Source organism: Acinetobacter sp. UNC436CL71CviS28 (genome assembly GCF_000620525.1).
GTDB classification, from domain to species: domain Bacteria; phylum Pseudomonadota; class Gammaproteobacteria; order Pseudomonadales; family Moraxellaceae; genus Acinetobacter; species Acinetobacter radioresistens.
This window is the reverse complement of sequence record NZ_JIBB01000048.1, coordinates 1-19214: the sequence shown is the minus strand read 5'-3', so window position 1 is coordinate 19214 and position 19214 is coordinate 1. Positions and strand designations below refer to the sequence as shown.

Genomic DNA, 19214 nt, shown 5'->3' with positions numbered 1-19214 from the left:
CATTGATCACACGAAGACAAAAGCAGCTTCACCACAAACGAATGGGATCTGTGAACGCTTCCATAAAACAATACTGCAGGAGTTTTATCAAATTACATTTAGGAAAAAGCTTTATAGCACGCTAGAAGAGTTGCAGACGGATCTAGACGACTGGCTGAAATTCTATAATACTGAACGGACTCATCAAGGAAAAATCTGCTGTGGTCGTACACCATTTGAAACTTTACTTGATGGAAAACAAATTTGGGCTGAGAAGAATTTAGCTCAAATTTAACCTGACAGGCACAATAAAAATCGGGTAACTGTCAGATCAGGTTTGAGCTAGTACATATAAAAAATATTTGTTTTTATTAGGCCTTATCGCCCTATTTTTCTAAAAATAAGGCGATAAGTGAGCAAATATTTTATTGAGATTTTGCTGGAAAACCATCTTCTGCTAAAGCATTTGTAATCTTGTCGATACTTTCGGTTGATTCTACACTGACGACCTTGGTCGCTAAATCAATATCAACTTTGGCACTAGGGTCTATTTCATGAATGGTTGCAGTCACACCACGGGCGCAGCCCCCACAAGTCATATTTTCAATCAATAATTTCATGGATTTTCTCCAAATAGAACATCACTTCAAGCAAAGTTTAAACCTTTCCATGATGGTAAGGTCAAGTGTATTCTTTTAAAAAATTTGCTTGACCTTACCATGATGTCAATCTGTATGCTGCACCTTAAAGATTGTCATGACAGAGGTTGTTATGGATTCAAAAAATATAAAACCCTCTCCCTATCGTGAAACATTATCCATCACCGGTATGACCTGTGCTTCCTGTGTTGGGCGTGTGGAAAAGGCATTGAAGAAAGTGGAGGGCGTTGAAAGTGCCCAGGTTAATCTGGCCACTGAAAAGGCCGTGGTTTCTTCTTCTGAGCCTTTAGACCTTATGGTATTGACTAAAGCCGTAGAGCGAGCTGGCTATGAAGTTAGTGCTACGCAGCCCATAGAACTTGAAATTGATGGGATGACTTGTGCCTCTTGTGTAGCAAGAGTAGAAAAAGCCTTAAAAAAGGTGATAGGTGTACAACAGGCCAATGTCAATCTTGCAACTGAACGGGCTTGGGTACAAGGCAATACTCAATTACAGATTAATGATCTGATTCAGGCTGTACAAAAGGCTGGCTACACTGCCAAGCTGGTTGAGCAAGATCAAAATGAACAACAGGGCAAAAAGGCCTCAGAACAGCAACAGCTTAAACGTGATTTAATTCTTTCCCTGATTTTAGCTCTGCCTGTTTTCATTTTGGAAATGGGTTCGCATATGATTCCAGCCTTTCACATGTGGGTAATGGAATATATTGGTCATCAACCGAACTGGCTGATTCAATTTGTTCTAACCACACTAGTACTCATATTTCCAGGCCGACGTTTTTACCAGAAAGGAATTCCGGCCCTGTTCCGTTTGGCACCAGACATGAATTCTCTAGTTGCTGTTGGAACGCTGGCTGCATATAGTTTCTCACTGGTTGCAACCTTTATTCCAGAAATACTGCCTCAAGGCACAGTGCATGTCTATTATGAGGCAGCAGCCGTGATTGTGAGCTTGATTTTATTAGGACGCTATTTAGAGGCAAAGGCTAAAGGACGTACTTCACAGGCTATTCAACATTTAATAGGAATGCAGGCTAAAACAGCGCGTATTTACCGTGATGGGCAGGTGATAGAAGTACCAGTTGCAGAGGTGACTACTGACACGATTGTTGAGATTCGTCCTGGCGAACGTGTGCCTGTTGATGGGGAAGTAGTGGAAGGCCGAAGCTATATTGATGAGTCCATGATTACAGGTGAGCCTGTTCCTGTAGAAAAACATTCGGGAGATCAGGTGGTAGGCGGGACAATCAACCAGAACGGAACATTAAATATTCGGGCAACTGCGATTGGCGAGTCGTCTGTATTGGCACAAATCATTCGTATGGTTGAGCAGGCTCAAGGCTCCAAACTCCCTATTCAGATGTTGGTTGATAAAGTCACGATGTGGTTTGTTCCAATGGTAATGCTGTTAGCTACGCTGACTTTTATTGTCTGGTTTATTTTCGGTCCAGAACCTGCCTTAACTTTTAGTTTGGTGAATGCAGTGGCAGTATTGATTATTGCCTGCCCTTGTGCAATGGGACTAGCGACCCCGACCTCAATTATGGTAGGTACAGGACGCGGTGCAGAAATGGGTGTGTTATTCCGTAAAGGTGAGGCTCTTCAGCTTGTACAGGAAGTTAAGGTTGTTGCATTAGATAAAACAGGTACACTGACTGAAGGTAAGCCACTATTGACCGATTTTCATGTTCAGCAAAGTTTTGAACATAAGAAAGTTCTACAGATTGTGGCCTCGGTTGAAGCAAAATCTGAACACCCGATTGCACTGGCAATTGTTCAGGCTGCAGAGCAGCAAAAAATCAATCTGTTGCCTGTAACAGCTTTTGATTCAGTTACAGGATCAGGCATTAAGGCAGAGGTTGAAGGACAGAGTGTCCAGATTGGTGCTGACCGTTACATGCAGCAGTTGGACCTTAATGTTACATCTTTTGAGCAGGAAGCAGCACGTTTGGGACAAGAGGGTAAAACCCCAATCTATGTGGCAATTAACCATAAATTAGCAGCCATTATTGCTGTTGCTGACCCCATCAAGGAAACCACATATGCTGCCATTAATGCCTTACACCAGTTGGGTTTGAAGGTAGCCATGATTACAGGTGATAATCGCCATACTGCTCAGGCGATTGCTGCGCGTTTACATATAGATCAGGTCGTGGCTGAAGTTCTGCCTGATGGAAAAGTTGAGGTAGTACGTCAGTTGCAACAGCAATATGGTCGGGTAGCATTTGTTGGAGACGGTATTAATGATGCGCCAGCCTTGGCCCAAGCTGATGTTGGCTTGGCAATAGGCACAGGTACCGATGTGGCGATTGAGGCAGCAGAAGTTATATTGATGTCAGGTAATTTACAGGGTGTACCCAATGCAATCGCATTAAGTAAGGCAACCATTAGTAACATTCGACAAAACCTGTTTTGGGCGTTTGTTTATAATATTGCCTTGATCCCTATTGCGGCGGGGGTATTGTATCCTGCATTTGGTATTTTACTGTCACCCATCTTTGCAGCGGGTGCCATGGCATTATCTTCTGTTTTTGTATTGGGTAATGCCTTACGCCTAAAATATTTCAATGCGCCGCAAGTGAGTACATAAACTATATTGATAAGGGTGGAAATCAAATTAAGGTTGAAACCCTGTTTAGGCCAGAGGTAATAAATGAATATTGGTCAAGCTTCGAAACAATCAGGCATTTCAACTAAGATGATCCGTTATTATGAACAGATTGGTCTGCTTGAGCCTGCTAAAAGAACGGATTCTGGCTATCGGATTTATTCAGAACGTGATCTAAAAACCTTGGTTTTTATAAAGCATGCCAGAGATTTAGGCTTTTCCTCAGAGCAAATGAAAGAACTGGTTTCCTTATGGAAAAATACAGATCGTCAAAGTGCTGAGGTTAAGCAACTGGCTTTAAAACATATCGATGAATTAAAACAAAGAATCGCCAGATTTCAGGAAATGGTTAATCTTTTACAGACATCAGCAAATTATTGTACTGGCGATAATAGTGCAGATTGTGCAATTTTAAATCATATTGAAAAAGGGAAATAAAATAGCGAGGATGGTTATTCATGCTACAGGAAAATATACCTAAAGCTATATACAATACGAGAGACAGATGTTCTGATAATTTTTTGATTTTGTTTAATTAATATATAAATTTATATTTATTTGCGGTATAAAGTAATTTTCTAGAAAAACTATCATCTAAAAAATATAAAAACTTTCTAACTGACCGGGACAAATTTTCTGTACTGAACTGAATACAACCTAAGGCTGCCGCTGTTTTCACGTCGATTTCAGCTACATACTCAACATCTAAATTAATATATTCGGATACTAAAGCAGTTAGTCATCCCAACCTAAATTATTTCACTATAACTCCTCAATAAGTTTATCTGTTCTTTTATCTATAGAGAAATTTTTATTTAAGTATTTAATTTAATGGAGATTTTTTTAAAGCTATGTATGCAATATTGATTGTTAGTACTCTATTAAATGAAAATGTAAATAATAGTAATTATCATTTACAATTAATTTATATAAGTATATTTTACTCATCACACTATTTTTACTTAATAGAGTGATGAAGATGAGATCGTTCACGGATAAGATCGCTTTACAACATTTAGTCAATGCATATCTACAAGAAACAGGTAATGGTCGTTTTATTCCTAGCGCAGAACAATCGCAACAGTTACAAAATCAGAGTCAGGGAAATACCGTATTGTGTATTCCTTTGCAAACAGTTTCCGGGTTTTTATATGCGCCACTTGCCTATGTGAGCAAAGTAGGCAGACATCGTTTCGCTGCTTTACCGTGGGTAGAACAAGGCGGGAAAATACTGAAGCTGAGCCCGGTCAATTTGGCAGCAAACTTGTTGGAAAATTTAATTTTTCAAAAAAATGATGAAGCATTAGATTCCTCATCTTTGCTTGAATGCTGGATTCAAAGCCGCGGGGCTCTGCAACAATTTCTGAGTTACCGTGAAGAGCAGATCGATGCCGTAATTAAGGTCCAGCAAAACTTTATTCAAAGTGAGCAAGCTCTGGTTCTCGGGCATAGTATGCATCCCTCACCAAAGAGCCGTCAGGGTTTTGTTCAAAATGACTGGCAGCTTTATTCTCCAGAAACCCAAAGTACTTTTAAGATGCATTTCCTGTATATCCATCCAGATCAGGTAGTACATGACAATGCACATAAAACTGATATTTCTAACCAATTAAAACAGGACCTTGCACCATTTTTTAATGCCTATCATCAAGCCAAAATGGATGAGTATCCTGATTATGTGTTATTACCATTACATCCATGGCAAGCCCGCTACTTAAAAGATAAAGACTGGTATCAACAGCTTTTACATCAAGGCAGACTGGTTGATTTTGGTGCCTTGGGTTGGGAGATGAAAGCGACCACCTCGGTACGTACTTTATATAGCGAACAGGCGCCCTGGATGTTTAAAACATCTCTGACAGTCGCCGTAACCAACTCTATTCGTATCAATCTTTATAAAGAATGTCATCGTGGTTTGCTGAGCTACAAATTGTGGAATGATGAGTGTCTTTCCGGTTTCAGGCAGCGTCATCCACATTTAAAAACTATCAGTGATCCGGCCTGGATGGCTTTAAAAGTTAACGGCCAGGTTTTAGATGAAACCATTTGTATTTTGCGCGAAAACCCATTCCAGGAAAATGCTAATGTGACCTGTATTGCTTCACTCTGCCAAGACCATCCTTTTGAAGCTAGAAACCGTTTTAGCGAAATCTTTGCGAATCTTTCCCGAAAAACTGGTCAAAGCCAAGCCAATATTGCTTTGCAGTGGTTTGAGCGTTTTCTGGAAATCACGATTTTGCCACTAATGGAGTTGTATCATGAATTTGGTATGGCATTTGAGGCCCATCAGCAAAATACTTTAATTGAGCTTGAAGAGGGTATGCCTAAAAATGTCTGGTTTAGAGACAATCAGGGATTCTATTATATCAAGGAACTGGCCAGCGAAATTTTAGAACGTTTCCCGACACTGGCAACAGATGGCCAAGCAGTCTGTCCAATAGCTTTAGTGGATGAGCGTTTCCGTTATTACTTTATTGGTAATACTTTATTCGGTCTGATCAATGCCATTGGTATAACAGGAGTAGTTGAAGAGCAAAAACTGATTGAAATGCTGCAATCCTGTCTGATGCAGGCCTACCAGAAATATCCGGAAAGTAATTTATTAAAAACTGTTTTATATCAAGAAACCTTCCCCTATAAAGGTAATTTGATGACGCGTTTGTATGAGTTAGATGAATTACAAGCCCATATTTCTCAGCAATCCATTTACATCAACCTTAAAAACCCGCTGTATGTTGTACAGACTGTAGTGGAGGCTGAATATGCTTGATTTTATCGGGATCGGCTTAGGACCCTTCAATTTAAGTCTGGCAGCCTTGCTTCATCAGCAGAGCTCACTCAAATACCAATTTTTCGAGAAACGTCAGGATTTTGACTGGCATGCTGGCATACAGCTACCTAATGCCATGATGCAAGTACCTTTTATGGCGGATCTGGTTAGTCTGGTCGAGCCGACCAGCCCGTATAGCTTTTTAAATTATTTAAAAGCCCATCAACGTCTATATAAGTTCTATTTTCGGGAAAATTTATATATTCCACGCCAAGAATACAATCATTATTGTCAGTGGGTCGTTCAACAATTAGAGCATTTGCAGTTTGGTAGCCGAGTAACCGACATCGCGCCAATTTTAGGTGGTTTTCAGGTTATTACCGAACAAAAAGGCCGGCTATCTGTGCATCAAACTCGAAAACTGGTGTTGGGAACAGGGACAACACCCAAGTTACCCCAGCCATTACAGCGGATAGCCGAGCAACATCCACACTGTCTGCACTCCTCGAATTATCTACATCAGGGTGATCAGCAGTTATCGGGCAATGTGGTGCTCATTGGTTCGGGTCAATCAGCTGCTGAAATCTTTATTGACTTATTTGACAGGCAGATTAACCCTGAAACCGGGCAAGCAAAATTTCATTTATATTGGCTCACCCGTTCAGCAGGCTTTTTTCCCATGGAAAATACGCCGCTCGGTCTGGAAAGTTTTAGTCCAGATTATATGTCTTATTTTTATCATTTATCCCAAGACTTAAAAACGACATTACCTGCAACTCAGGCCAACCTGTACAAGGGTATTAGTGCCAAAACTATCCGGGACATTTATGAACGGCTTTATCAGCGCAGTATTGGAGCAGTAGATACACATGTCACTCTGGCAGGTCATTATCATCTTGAAAATGCCCAGCTGGTTCATGGAAAAAATATTCAGCTTAAATTTTTACAGATACAGAAACAGCAGAATTTAAATATACAAGCCAGTACGGTTATTGCTGCAACGGGCTATCAATATCCATCTTTAGACTTTTTAAATAAGCTTGGCTCTAAGATTGGTTTAAATCCACAGCATCAATGGGAAATTAATGAAAACCATCAACTCAATTATCAGGGTGATGGGGAAATTTATGTTCAGAACACGGACTTGCAGCATCATGGTGTCGGGACGCCTGACTTGGGTTTAGGAGCTTTTCGTTCTGCAAAAATAGCTAATCAAATTTTAGGTAAAACTTATTTTGAAATTGAAGGCCGACAAAGTTTTCAGGATTTTCAGATTAAGGAAACTGAAGCTTCGTTTGCTATGCCTGCTATAGCCAAAAGTAATTTTCGGACAGATGTGATTTCATCACCGATTTCAAAAAAAGTAGCAGATTTATTTCCTCAATATTCAATGAAATAAATGGGGAATTGTCATGGCTGAAATATCAAATTCAGATTCCCGTTCTGTTTCGGATCCTGACCTGTCCCAACGCTGGGTCATGCTGTCTGTTATGTTGGGAACAGGAACGGTGAGTCTCAATAATAGTAGCTTTAACCCGGCAATTCCCCAGTTGATGCAGGATTTTCAGATTGCAGAAGTAGCAGTAAGCTGGGTGGTGGTAGTTTTTCTTTTAACCATGAGCCTCAGCCTGCTGTTAACTGGTTTTTTAAGCCAGCGCTTTGGTCAGCGCCAAGTCTACTTATCTGCATTAAGTATTTTTATGTTGAGTTCAGTCTGCGGTGTATTTGCCTCTGGCTTTGAAACAGTATTGGCTGTACGGGCCTTACAGGGTTTTGCAAGTGGATTGATGATTCCATTGTCGCTGGGCATTATTTTTTCAGTGACACCGAAACAGCAACGTGGTAGTGCAACGGGACTATGGGGCGCAATGATCATGCTGACTCTGGCCTGTGGCCCGATGTTGGGTGCACTGCTTCTGGTCTGGTTCAGTTGGCAAGTACTTTTTCTGCTAAATGTTCCCTTGGCTATAGCAGCATTGGCCATCGGATGGTTATATTTGCCCAAGCAGTCACTTATTCGCAATTTGAAATTTGACTGGTTCGGTTTTAGCTTGCTGGCGGTTTCAATCATTTCGTTACTGTTGGGGCTAAGCACAATTAAGCAATGGGCAGATTTTTCCCAGTCTTTATTCTGGTGGCTCTTCGGTTTAAGTGGATTAAGCGGGTTTGGTTTTATTTGGTTCAGCCGAAAAAGAACCAGCACGATTATTGCTTGGCCCTTATTTCAAAGCCGTGAGTTTAATTACAGTCTGATCATTTCGATTGTACATACTGTTGGCTTGTTTATGAGCCTGCTACTGATTCCATTACTGGTCCAGAATACACTTCAGCTAAGTCCAATCTGGACAGGCCTATTGCTGATGAGTAGTGCCTTAGCCACCAGTCTATGCAGCAGACACGCAGGTAAATATCTAGATCAGCACGGTGCAAAACGGCTGATCAGTTTTGGCCTGTTGCTAACTGCAATCGCCTTTATAGGGCTGGGCCTGGCTGCCGGTCTATCTATTAGTTTGCTCATCTTTTGCATGATCATTCATGGTCTGGGTTTTGGCTTGTCATATATGCCTGCGACCACCGCAGGGCTTAATCATCTACATAATCCAGAGCTGGTCACGCAAGGGGCTGCTGTCAATAATCTGTTTCGGCGCCTCTGTTCGGCTGTCGCCGTGGTGATGGCTGCACTTTATTTACAAATTCGTACACAGCATTTGTTATTGAACCATGAACTGCCTATTGCACAACTGTATGCAATTCGCGAACTGTTTTTCTTCTGTGCCGGCATGATGCTATTAGGCTTGCCCTATGCATGGAAATTTCCACATTCAAAACAGTCCACACTTCATGTTTAAAATTAATAATCAAGGAAAAATTATGGGTCACTTAGCTACAGCATTCGCACAAAATAACCATTCCACTTTTACACCTACCTTGGCTTGGCAACAACCCGATCAGGCTGCTATTAAAAAGGTAGAGCAACGAGTTATTAAACAGTTATTTCAGGCACTGATTTATGAAGAGGTAATTGCAGCCACAATAGAAAATGAATGTTTTATCATTAGTGCTCAGGATCGAAACCAGCAGGCGGTAGAGTATATTGCCTCGGGTAAACACTATTTGAGTTTTGGTTTGGTGCGTATGGATGATCAGGATGTCATGCGCCAAGACCATACCGGGCAAAGAACGGTTGCACAATTAAATCAGGTGATTGATGAAATTGTTCGGGCTATTCCAAATGGGGCAAAACTAGAAGATTTTATTCATGAATTAAAACGGACTTTTATTCATGATGTGCAATCGCAGCAGTATCAAAATGCGTTTTCGCTTCCTGCTGTCCAGCACAGCTATGACGTTCTTGAAACCTATTTGATGGCGGGGCATCCCTATCACCCGTGTTATAAGTCCCGGGTTGGCTTCAGCCTGCAAGATAACTTGAAATATGGCGTAGAGTATGCACAACCGGTCCATCTGGTCTGGCTGGCTGTACATTCTTCTTTATGTTCAGAGAATGTCTCTCACTCAATTGATGCAGATCAGTTTTTACATGAACAGCTGACTAAAGGAGAGACAGAAATATTTAATCAGGTTTTGGTAAGGCAGGGCTTGGATGCTACTGAATATACTTGGCTGCCTGTACATCCCTGGCAGTGGGAAAATACCCTGGCCCATACATTTTTTGAAGAAATAACCGCACAAAAAATGGTGTATTTAGGCCGTGGTACTGATGCCTATATTGCGCAGCAATCATTAAGAACCTTAACCAACTTACAGCATCCAGAAAAGCCTTATATCAAACTTTCGATGAGTTTAACCAATACTTCAAGCTCACGAATTCTGGCTTCGCATGCCGCTATGAATGGCCCGTTAATTACCGACTGGTTGCAAGGCCTGATCGAAAAGAGCGAGATTGCCCATTCTTTAGATTTTGCAATTTTAAGAGAAGTACATGCGACTGCTGTTGACTTTACCAAGCTTCCCACATCTCATGCCAGACAGGCTTATGGCACGATTGGAAGTCTGTGGCGTGAAAGCGTTCACCACTATTTGAAGCCGGGGGAAGATGCCATTCCGCTGAACGGCATCAGTCATGTCCAGAACGATGGCCAACTTCTGATTCAGCCCTGGTTAGATGCACATGGAACTGAAGCCTGGCTGACCCAATTCCTCTCCGTGGTGATCCAGCCTATTCTGTTTTTATTGCATGCTGAAGGAATCGGCTCTGAGTCACATGGACAAAACATCATTCTGCTACATCAGAATGGCTGGCCAACCCGCATTATTTTAAAAGATTTTCATGACGGTGTTCGTTTTCATCCGGACCAACTCACCCATCCAGATGAGTGTCCTAAATTACATGCCTTGCCGGCAGAGCATGCCAAAGCCAATCGCATGTCCTTTATTTTGACCGATGATTTAAATGCAGTTCGGGATTTTAGTTGTGCCTGTCTATTTTTTGTCGCTTTAAGTGATATTGCGATCACCCTGCAACAGCAAATTGGGTTAGCTGAACAGCAATTCTGGCAAAAGGCGGCCGATATTATTCATCACTTCCAGAAAAAATACCCGCAGCATCAAAGTAGATATGAAAAATTTGATGTATTTGCAGCGCAGTTTTGCATTGAATCTTTAACCAAAAGACGGCTGTTTGGTGATAGCAAAGTACAGCTACGTCTGGTGAATAATCCACTACATGCATTTCGTCAACTATCAGTTTAAGAGTGTATCAGATGAATACGATGTTGTTTTCACCTACTGTTAGCACACAAATGGTTCTGGTCGATCTGGTAAACAGTTTTTTGGTAGAAGGCTATATTTCCGAGCAGGCTATTTTCACCCGGCAGCAGGCTAAAACCCGATTAAAAGCCCGTTTTGGCCAGTGTTTTGATTCATTATTTGAAGGGTATACAGATCAGAGCTATTTTGCTGTTCTGTTCAACTCACATGTAGCCGAATTTATTCTGTTGCCCGTACGTAAAGCCATTAAACAGGACTGGCAAATTCAGCCCTTGGCGTGCTGTTTTCGGGTAGAGGTTCTGACAGATCAAGGCTTTCAAACTTGTCTATGCAATGCTTTGGACTTATTTAATGCTATGCGGCGTTTGGAGTATTTTTCAGGCTGTGAGGAATCAAAGCTAGCAAACTTAAGCGCCGAACTGGAATTAACCTTGCTACAAACCCAGCTCAGTAACCATCATCAGATATGTTCTGAAACATGGTTATCAGATCAACCTGCTGAATTATTTATTCAGCTAGAACAGTATGCTGCACTTCGAGACCGTCCTTATCATCCACTGGCCAAGCTCAAAGAGGGTTTTTCCAATGATGAGTACCGGCAATTTAGCCCAGAATTTTCACAGCCCATCCGTTTGAACTGGGTAGCAATTAAAAAAGAAAAGCTGGTCTTTGGACAGGACGTGACCCAGCTTAAAATTCATCAACCCTCCAAAATTTTCTTGAGCAGTGAAGAAAATTTACAGTTACAGCAGGAGCTAAATCAGAAGGGGGTGAGTGATGATTATCTGGTTTTACCTATGCATGCCTGGCAGTTTGAGCATGTACTGGCAGATCAGTTTAAGCCAGAACTTGACGAGCAGGTGATTGTGCCCTTGCAATTTCAGTCTGCTGACCTGTATGCCAGTTCTTCGCTAAGAAGTTTGCTTTCTGAGACCAAACCACAAGATAGTTTGAAGCTTCCATTAGCAGTAAAATCTTTAGGCTCGCTACGGTTTTTACCGATTGTCAAAATGATTAATGGACAAAAAAACCAGAAAATTTTGCAGGTTGCCAAACAAAAAGATGATGTACTGAAAAAACGCTTGTGGTTGTGTGATGAGAACCAGTGGTGGGCGTATTTACCTCATCAACCTGAAAATCTAACACCAGATAATCTTATTTTATTTGAAGAGCGGCCGATGCATCTGGCAGCTCAGCGGCGCCGTATTCCTTCCGAATTATTGCAGCATCCCTACCAGCTTATTCCAATGGCCAGTTTAGGGCATTGCATTGAAGGAGAAATCTATCCGTTTGAGCTGATTCTCAAGGCTCAACAGCTTGAGTCGAACCAGACTAATGTCATTGATGCATTTAAAACCTTGTGCAAAGATTTTTTTGAGGTGAATTTACGTTTATTCCGCTTAGGCCTCATGGGAGAAATTCATGGCCAAAATATCTGCATAGTCCTTAATCAAGGGCAGTTCTCAGGCTTTATGCTGCGTGACCATGATTCGGTGCGGATCTATTTACCTTGGTTGCTAGAACACGGCCTGGAAGATCCATGCTATTTAAGCCCGCATGATTTTAGAATTACGCTTTATCATGATGCTGTCGAAGACTTGATCCTGTATTTACAGACCTTGGGCATACAGGTCAATCTGGCCAGTATTTTAGAAGCAGTTGCTGAATATTATCATATTGATGAACTTAAACTGTGGCGCGTATTAGCTCAACAATTACAGCAGGCTTTGAATCATACCCCATTGTGTGCAGAGGCGAGGGCTGAGTTACAGAACCTTCTATTCGAAAAAGCACAGTGGCCGTATAAACAGCTCATTCGTCCATTGCTGGAGCAGCAGAATCGAGTAGGGAGCATGCCCAGCAGCATCGGCGAAACCTGTAATATTTTAAAAAAAGTTTCGCACTTTTCATTACAGTGAATAAAACGGGTCTCTAAAACGTGCGTTCCCATATCTCTGTCATGAATATTGATTTTGCACTGGAATTTGAACAGCCAGGTTTAGCACAGGCCAGAAAGATATTGGCTGAAAAACTTAACATCCACATAAATTTACATGAGCACAATGAATTGAGCTTTGCAGATTTATTAGAGCCCCGGCATTGTGCAATGGTATTGGGTGAATTTCAGTCCCGTATTCAGGCCTTAAACCTGACCTGTTCAGGTTCAATGTTCATAAAATATTGGGCTGTTCCGCTGCTATTTCCTTATCTATATGCCCTGCTCACTGAACAGCTAAATTTATCTTGGCAGCTGTCAGCACTTTCAGTGCAAATGGCACCGACGTGGTCTTGGGACCAGCATTTGAATTTTAAGGCTTCAAGTTTATCTCTAACGGCTCTAAGTACTCAAAATTCTGGTTATGAAGCATTTATGTTGAAGATTTTTCATGACCTCAATCAGATTTTTCAGGTGATCGGTCAGGTAGCAAAAGTACAACGGTTTCTGCTTTGGGAAAATACCGCTCTGCGTATTTTACAGTTCTATGACCTGATGCAGCGCAAAAATCCCGATGACATTTACAAGAGCGACATGCAACGTCAGTTTCTACTCGATCTGGAGGCTGAACGGTTTGGTTTAAAACACAATCCGTTTTTACTCTTGCAACACAGCAGTCAATCCAGTCTCGAAAATTATCAGCGTAAAAAATGCTGCTTTTATTTTCAACTTCCTGAAGCTGAAAATGAATACTGCGGCAGTTGCCCATTAGCAAATAAACACCCATAAAGTGATCAACCTTCATGTTAGAACTATCCGATAATTTATTAAAATCTTATTCCGCTATTTCCAGTTCAACGATCGGCCATATTTTAGATACCGGCTATTTACCTGGTATTCATGCTGTAAATTCAATTCAGCAGATAGCAGGTAGGGTCAGAACAGTCACCTTAAACTCTGTTAACGCTATGCAGATTCGTGAGGCTCTCTTAGCCAGTAAAGCGGGTGATGTCTTGGTGATCGATGCGCGCAACATCGGTAATCGCGCCTGTTGGGGCGAACAGCGTCATCGAGCTGCCATTTACCATCAACTGGCTGCAATTGTGGTGTTGGGTGCAGTTACCGATATCAGCGCCTTACGTACCATGAAAGTTCCGGTTTTTGCCCAGGCGGTCAGTTGTTTAACTACCAGAGCCGAAGGGGAAAGCCTGGTCGATTTTGATCAGGCCATTTATTATTTTGATGCTGTTATCTCCACTGGTGACCTTATAGTTGGAGATGCTGATGGTGTGTTTATTTTAAAGCCTGACATGGCAGAAAGATATGTGGCCCAATTTCAAAATATAGAGTTACTCGAACAGCAAAAACGTGATCAATTTTTTAAACAACATCCTCCTGAAGATTATTATCACCAGCTAAACCACAGAAATAATTCAGAAAGAGACATAATCTAATGAAGACCTTATCCTCCTGCTTACCAAACCACTTTAATTATCAGGAAAAAGGTATCAGCTATGCACTGCGGGCCTTAAGCTTACCGGATGATTTTCCACTCCTGTATAAATGGATGCATGAACTACATGTTATTCCACAATGGCAACTCAATAAGCCAGAATCGGAACTGGCAGCATATTTTGAAAAAATGCAGGTAGATGACCATCAGCGGCTCTACATTATTCAGATCGAAGGGGAGGACATTGGCTATCTGGAGATTTATGAAGCCAAGCGAGACAGATTATCATTGTATTACTCTGCATTAGATCACGATTTAGGTTGGCATATTCTATTAGGTGAAAAAAAAGTGGTCGGAAAAGGGCATTTTAGAGCCGTTATGCGTCTGATAATTTATTTCATTTTTGAAAATTCGCCTGCAGAAAAAATTGTTGGCGAACCTGATGAGCGTGTCAGATCTTATGAATACATTGCACAAGATATTGCTTTTAAAGCGCAGAAAAAAATCAGGATGCCAGAGAAAAATGCCATTCTATACTATTGTTTCAGAGAAGAATTTTATGAAAAATGTGGGGAATATAAATCTTTTTTAAATAAATAATTGTTAACTGGGCTTATCAATTTATTTTTTCACCATTTTTAAAATCCGGATTCTAAAATTTAGCGATTCAGGTTAGTTGATAAAGTAACTTCAAAAAGTTGAGTGAAAAAATAGTAAATATTGCAACAAAAAATTTACATTGATAATAATAATTATTATTATTTGCATCAATATTAATATTCTTATAAAGGGATTAAGAATGCGACTATCTCAATTTAGTCTGTGTTTTCTTACTGTAGCAATTTCCTCACTTTTATATGCGGAAGATTCTGGTTCTGAATTAAAAGAGCTGAAAAATTCAGATAAAACAATGAAACTTTCTCCTATTGTGGTCACAGCTACCCGTACACCTAAAACAATTGCTGAGATTGCGGGTACAGTACAGACTATTCAGGGTGAGGATATTGCTCAACAGGCGGGAGCGAGCCGGAAAGTTGCAGATGTTTTAGCGCAACTCGTACCCTCACTGGCACCAAGTAGTGGAACAACCAGTAATTATGGACAAACCATGCGTGGTCGTAATGTATTGGTCATGATCGATGGAGTTTCACAAACAGGTTCGCGTGACGTAGCGCGTCAGCTCAACAGCATCAGTCCAAATATGATTGATCATATTGAGGTAGTTTCAGGTGCGACCAGTATTTATGGTTCAGGTGCAACGGGCGGGATCATTAATATTATTACTAAACGTGCAGATAAATCGAAAAATTTCAGTTTTCAGACCAAGTTGGGCCTGACATCGGCTGACAATTTCCGTCGCGATAGCCTAGCTTATCAAGTGGGGCAAACTGCTTCATTTAATAATGACAAGATGGACGGTTTTTTAGGTATAGATTATACCAGCCGAGGTTCGCAGTTTGATGGTAAAGGCAATCGTATCCCGTTAAGCCCTTGGCAGGGCAGCACGATGGATACTAACACGCTTGATGTGAATGGCCGTTTAAACTTTAATTTAACCGATCAGCAAAGCTTAAGTTTTGGTACACAATATTATAATGATGAACAGGATACCGAATATGGCCCTGACTATTCCTATCTGCAAAAAGGTACACAGCCTTCATATAAAGCCATTAAAGGATGGAGTTTAGATAAACAACCTTTCACAGAACGCTATGCCTTTAATACCCAATATCAAAATCAGGATTTCCTGGGACAAACTTTGAATATTGAAGCGTATTACCGTAATGAAAAAGCACGTTTTGTACCATATGGTTATTCAAAAGATGGTGTTGACGTAAAGCAAAGTCAATCCAATGTGGACTATGCAGGAATTCGCTCTACCGTTCAATCTGATCTGCAGGTAGCCGACCGGGCTTTAAGGCTGACCTATGGCCTGGACTATGACAGGGAAAAAGACCACCAGTGGGCCGATTACTATAAACCTAGTAATAATGGCTTGGTTTATACCCCTACAGGTAAAAAAGAAAGTGCGGGACCTGATACAAGAATCCAGAATATTGGAACATTTGTACAAGGTGATTATGCCATTACGGATCGTTTAAATATTCAGGCAGGTGTACGTTATCAATATGTTCAGGCGGATACTGACAGTTATTTTACTGCACGTAAACCTATTACATTAATGGCAGCTGACTCTACCGATTCTGACAAGCTCCTGTTCAATTTAGGTGCAGTTTATGAGTTAACGGACATACAGCAAGTGTATGCCAACTTTTCACAAGGTTATAGTTATCCTGATGTACAACGGGTACTGCGTGATGTAGCTGCCTATACCTTAACGACGTCAGGTATTGCACCGATTACAGTTAACAGCTATGAACTGGGTTGGCGCTTAAATCAGGATAATGGCATAAACTTGGCTCTAACGGGGTTTTATAACACTTCTGATAAAGTAGTACAGTTCAATTCTGACCGTTCAGTAAATGTAGTCGATACCGATCAGCGCATTTATGGAGCAGAAGCAACTGTGAATTATCCATTTATAGAAAATTATAAGGTCGGTGGTACTTTGGGTTATACGCGGGGACAATATAAAGATGTTGCAAATAACTGGCATGAACTTAATGCTTTTGCAGTTTCCCCGACGAAAGGTACTCTATTTGCTGAGTGGAGCAATGAGCAAGGCTATGGTGTGCGCGCACAAATACAAGCTATTAAAGGTACAGATAAAGCATATAAAGATGACCAGGCATTAAAAGCGGCGGGTCTAACAGATAGCAATAGTGCGGCCGAAATTAAAGGCTATACCACGATGGATGTTTTGGCTCATTTTCCTATGGCTAAAGGTCGTGTAGATTTTGGTCTTTATAATCTGTGGGACCGTCAATACAAAACCGTATTTGCTCAACAAGCAGCAGTTACTAATGATAACCCTATACTGGCGATTCCTGCTGAAGGTCGTACTTTCGGCTTAAGCTATACCATTAATTATTAATACTTATCCAGGAACTATCTGTAGCAGTCTATAGCAGAACAGATAGTTCTTCATTTCTTGAGATGTCATGAAAGATAACGTCAATGGATAAAAAGAAATCAGAATGGTTATCTATTAGAGAGATTTTTTATATCTGCTTGGCAGCTTATGCCTATAGCGTATGGATATCTTGGGTTTTACCTGATTATTTACCTTTCGCAAAAGCTGAAAATATCTATTTTTCTGCCCTCCTGGGTTTTATTTTTCTCATTTTTTATATTGTATTAGTTCCTGGTCTGCGCTCTAAGCGATGGCAAAAGAGAATAAATTATCTGAGTTATGTCTTGTTGCTAGGCTATTGGATAATAAAAAAATAGGAGAACATTAAATGCAGTTTCGCCAGGTACAGGCAACTTTGCACAGCTGGTTGGGTATAGTTGTACTATGGTCAGGTTTCTTAATCTTTTTTACCGGCTCCATTGCCTACTTTAGAACTGAAATTAACCTCTGGTCTAAACCTGAAATCTTTTTATATTTAAAAAAGCCTCCTCCTTCTTTTGAATCGGCCCAAGTCGCTTATGATTATTTAAATATGCATGCCCTGGAAGCAAAAAGATGGCGGGTGAATCTTGCGAATTCCCGAATGCCCTTTAACACTTTAGAGTGGCAAGATAAAACAAATAAGTACCATAAAATACAAGATCCGAATACAGGATTAATCTTAAAAGAGGTCCGAGAAAGTTTGGGAGGCGACTTCTTTTTTAAATTACATTACAGTCTTTATCCCTTACCAGATGTAGTAGGTAGAACGCTCGTAGTCATTATAGGCATTCTATTTCTCATTGCATTGATCAGCGGGATATTGACCCATAAAAAAATATTTAAAGATTTCTTTGTCTTTCGGAGTTTTAAGGGACAGCGGACCTTGTTAGATTTACATCATATTACTGGTGTAGTAACACTTCCTTTTTATTTAATTATGGCCTTTACTGGCATCATGATTTTCTTTTACCTGCTTATGCCTTGGGGAATCAATCAACAATATGGCGAAAATGGAATAAAAAAATTTTATAACGAAATACAATATATCAATCCGCCAAAACTGGCAGCAGATTCAGGTATTCATTTAAAAGAATTCTCTACCTTCTCCAGTCAATTACCTCAACAGGGCAGTAATGGTACTACTCTGGAGAAATTTGAAGTTAAAAATCCAAATACTACAGAAGCCTTAATTACGTTTGACTATGGATATAAAAAATTAATTACTTTCAATAATCCACAATTTATTTTTTTAGCAAATACTGGAAGGCAACTAAATAATGAAAGGAATCTTCATCCTGTCGCTCAAATCAGCTCGGCAACCTATGGGATTCATTTGGGTTATTACGCCAGTCAATCAATGAGATGGGTGTTGGCGAGTTTAGGTTTTGCTGGTTGCATCATGCTGGTCGCCGGAGCTTTATTATGGCAAAAGAAACGGATTAAACAGCAACATACATTAAGTTATAAGATACTGAGTTACCTTAACTATTTCACTTTCTTGGGCTTGCCATTTGCAACAGCCATGTATTTTTTGGCCAACCGTGTTTTACCAACCAATCTTGAACATCGAGTTCAGTACGAGTTACTGACATTTTTTATAAGCTGGATTGGAATTCTAATCATTCCGATGCTGATCAAAATGCAAAAAGCTATTATTTTAGCCTTTATATTCACTGCTTTTATTTTATTGATAACAGTATTAAGTCCTGTATTTCTTTCTCCACAAGCTTTCATCCTCAATACATGGCAGAGTAAAACTTGAAGTGCGACATAAACCACCTAATTAATTTAAAGGGTTTATGGAGTATATAAAATTGTCATACCATCATCTTAACTTTGAAGATCGTACTGCATTAATGCTTGAGTCAAGAAAAGAAGGCTTTTCAGCCAGAAAATTTGCTGAACTCATTAAAAGACATCCTAGTACGATCTATCGTGAGCTTAAAAGAAATAGCATCAATGACGTTTATCAAGCTCGATATGCTTCTGATAACACCTTCGCTAGACGTAGACGTGGTCACAGAAAACTCAAAATCGATTCAATCCTCTGGAAATTTATTGT

Annotated in this window: 16 protein-coding genes; 15 read left to right on the top strand and 1 reads right to left on the bottom strand. The window is 40.5% G+C overall.

From position 1 onward, the window contains the following. Positions 1–274: integrase core domain-containing protein (locus tag N518_RS0113750; protein WP_026444400.1), on the top strand; the 274-nt coding region annotated here is incomplete at its 5' end. A 130-nt stretch (positions 275–404) separates the two neighbouring features. Here the strand turns inward: N518_RS0113750 and N518_RS0113745 are convergent. After that, positions 405–599: a heavy-metal-associated domain-containing protein gene (locus N518_RS0113745; protein WP_005026579.1), complete on the bottom strand. Its 195-nt coding sequence runs from the start codon at positions 597–599 to the stop codon at positions 405–407. A 151-nt stretch (positions 600–750) separates the two neighbouring features. Between N518_RS0113745 and N518_RS0113740 the strand changes: the two genes are divergently transcribed. The 14 genes from N518_RS0113740 to N518_RS0113675 all read left to right on the top strand — a co-directional run. Then, positions 751–3228: a heavy metal translocating P-type ATPase gene (locus N518_RS0113740; RefSeq protein ID WP_005026577.1), complete on the top strand. Its 2478-nt coding sequence runs from the start codon at positions 751–753 to the stop codon at positions 3226–3228. Between the two features lie 63 nt (positions 3229–3291). Continuing rightward, a complete protein-coding gene (gene cueR, locus N518_RS0113735; RefSeq protein WP_005026575.1) occupies positions 3292–3684 on the top strand; it encodes a Cu(I)-responsive transcriptional regulator in 393 nt (130 codons plus the stop codon). 541 nt (positions 3685–4225) lie between these two features. Further along, on the top strand, positions 4226–6016 hold the full coding sequence (locus N518_RS0113730) for an IucA/IucC family protein (RefSeq protein ID WP_005026574.1): 1791 nt from the start codon (positions 4226–4228) through the stop codon (positions 6014–6016). Then, positions 6009–7415 (top strand): lysine N(6)-hydroxylase/L-ornithine N(5)-oxygenase family protein, encoded by a 1407-nt coding sequence (locus tag N518_RS0113725; RefSeq protein ID WP_005026573.1) that lies wholly within the window; start codon positions 6009–6011, stop codon positions 7413–7415. The genes N518_RS0113730 and N518_RS0113725 overlap by 8 nt, the downstream gene beginning before the upstream one ends. Before the next feature lie 13 nt (positions 7416–7428). Further along, entirely contained in the window at positions 7429–8865 is a 1437-nt protein-coding gene (locus N518_RS0113720) for an MFS transporter (protein WP_005026572.1), read from the top strand. Between the two features lie 22 nt (positions 8866–8887). Further along, positions 8888–10729, top strand: coding sequence for an IucA/IucC family protein (locus N518_RS0113715; RefSeq protein ID WP_005026570.1), 1842 nt, complete (start codon positions 8888–8890; stop codon positions 10727–10729). A gap of 11 nt (positions 10730–10740) precedes the next feature. Beyond that, positions 10741–12666 carry an IucA/IucC family protein gene (locus N518_RS0113710; protein WP_005026568.1) on the top strand — a complete coding sequence of 642 codons (1926 nt, stop codon included), beginning with the start codon at positions 10741–10743 and terminating at the stop codon, positions 12664–12666. A 41-nt stretch (positions 12667–12707) separates the two neighbouring features. Continuing rightward, positions 12708–13472, top strand: a complete 765-nt coding sequence (locus N518_RS0113705) for a (2Fe-2S)-binding protein (RefSeq protein WP_005026566.1) — start codon at positions 12708–12710, stop codon at positions 13470–13472. A gap of 14 nt (positions 13473–13486) precedes the next feature. Continuing rightward, complete coding sequence (locus N518_RS0113700) at positions 13487–14137, top strand: RraA family protein (protein ID WP_005026564.1); 651 nt, start codon at positions 13487–13489, stop codon at positions 14135–14137. Beyond that, complete coding sequence (locus tag N518_RS0113695) at positions 14137–14736, top strand: GNAT family N-acetyltransferase (protein WP_005026562.1); 600 nt, start codon at positions 14137–14139, stop codon at positions 14734–14736. Before N518_RS0113700 ends, N518_RS0113695 begins: the two co-directional genes overlap by 1 nt. 199 nt (positions 14737–14935) lie before the next feature. Continuing rightward, a complete protein-coding gene (locus N518_RS0113690; RefSeq protein ID WP_017401178.1) occupies positions 14936–17131 on the top strand; it encodes a TonB-dependent receptor in 2196 nt (731 codons plus the stop codon). 83 nt (positions 17132–17214) lie between these two features. Next, complete coding sequence (locus N518_RS0113685; protein ID WP_005019738.1) at positions 17215–17487, top strand: hypothetical protein; 273 nt, start codon at positions 17215–17217, stop codon at positions 17485–17487. Between the two features lie 11 nt (positions 17488–17498). Beyond that, a complete protein-coding gene (locus tag N518_RS16395; RefSeq protein ID WP_228133346.1) occupies positions 17499–18914 on the top strand; it encodes a PepSY-associated TM helix domain-containing protein in 1416 nt (471 codons plus the stop codon). A 94-nt stretch (positions 18915–19008) separates the two neighbouring features. Further along, positions 19009–19214, top strand: a 206-nt coding sequence (locus tag N518_RS0113675; protein ID WP_230400572.1) for a helix-turn-helix domain-containing protein, incomplete at its 3' end; no start/stop codon positions are given.

What these genes read in the sequence shown, in the direction of transcription:
- N518_RS0113745 (WP_005026579.1), bottom strand. Translation starts at nt 599, where the DNA reads ATGAAATTATTGATTGAAAATATGACTTGTGGGGGCTGCGCCCGTGGT.
- N518_RS0113740 (WP_005026577.1), top strand. Translation starts at nt 751, where the DNA reads ATGGATTCAAAAAATATAAAACCCTCTCCCTATCGTGAAACATTATCC.
- cueR (WP_005026575.1), top strand. Translation starts at nt 3,292, where the DNA reads ATGAATATTGGTCAAGCTTCGAAACAATCAGGCATTTCAACTAAGATG.
- N518_RS0113730 (WP_005026574.1), top strand. Translation starts at nt 4,226, where the DNA reads ATGAGATCGTTCACGGATAAGATCGCTTTACAACATTTAGTCAATGCA.
- N518_RS0113725 (WP_005026573.1), top strand. Translation starts at nt 6,009, where the DNA reads ATGCTTGATTTTATCGGGATCGGCTTAGGACCCTTCAATTTAAGTCTG.
- N518_RS0113720 (WP_005026572.1), top strand. Translation starts at nt 7,429, where the DNA reads ATGGCTGAAATATCAAATTCAGATTCCCGTTCTGTTTCGGATCCTGAC.
- N518_RS0113715 (WP_005026570.1), top strand. Translation starts at nt 8,888, where the DNA reads ATGGGTCACTTAGCTACAGCATTCGCACAAAATAACCATTCCACTTTT.
- N518_RS0113710 (WP_005026568.1), top strand. Translation starts at nt 10,741, where the DNA reads ATGAATACGATGTTGTTTTCACCTACTGTTAGCACACAAATGGTTCTG.
- N518_RS0113705 (WP_005026566.1), top strand. Translation starts at nt 12,708, where the DNA reads ATGAATATTGATTTTGCACTGGAATTTGAACAGCCAGGTTTAGCACAG.
- N518_RS0113700 (WP_005026564.1), top strand. Translation starts at nt 13,487, where the DNA reads ATGTTAGAACTATCCGATAATTTATTAAAATCTTATTCCGCTATTTCC.
- N518_RS0113695 (WP_005026562.1), top strand. Translation starts at nt 14,137, where the DNA reads ATGAAGACCTTATCCTCCTGCTTACCAAACCACTTTAATTATCAGGAA.
- N518_RS0113690 (WP_017401178.1), top strand. Translation starts at nt 14,936, where the DNA reads ATGCGACTATCTCAATTTAGTCTGTGTTTTCTTACTGTAGCAATTTCC.
- N518_RS0113685 (WP_005019738.1), top strand. Translation starts at nt 17,215, where the DNA reads ATGGATAAAAAGAAATCAGAATGGTTATCTATTAGAGAGATTTTTTAT.
- N518_RS16395 (WP_228133346.1), top strand. Translation starts at nt 17,499, where the DNA reads ATGCAGTTTCGCCAGGTACAGGCAACTTTGCACAGCTGGTTGGGTATA.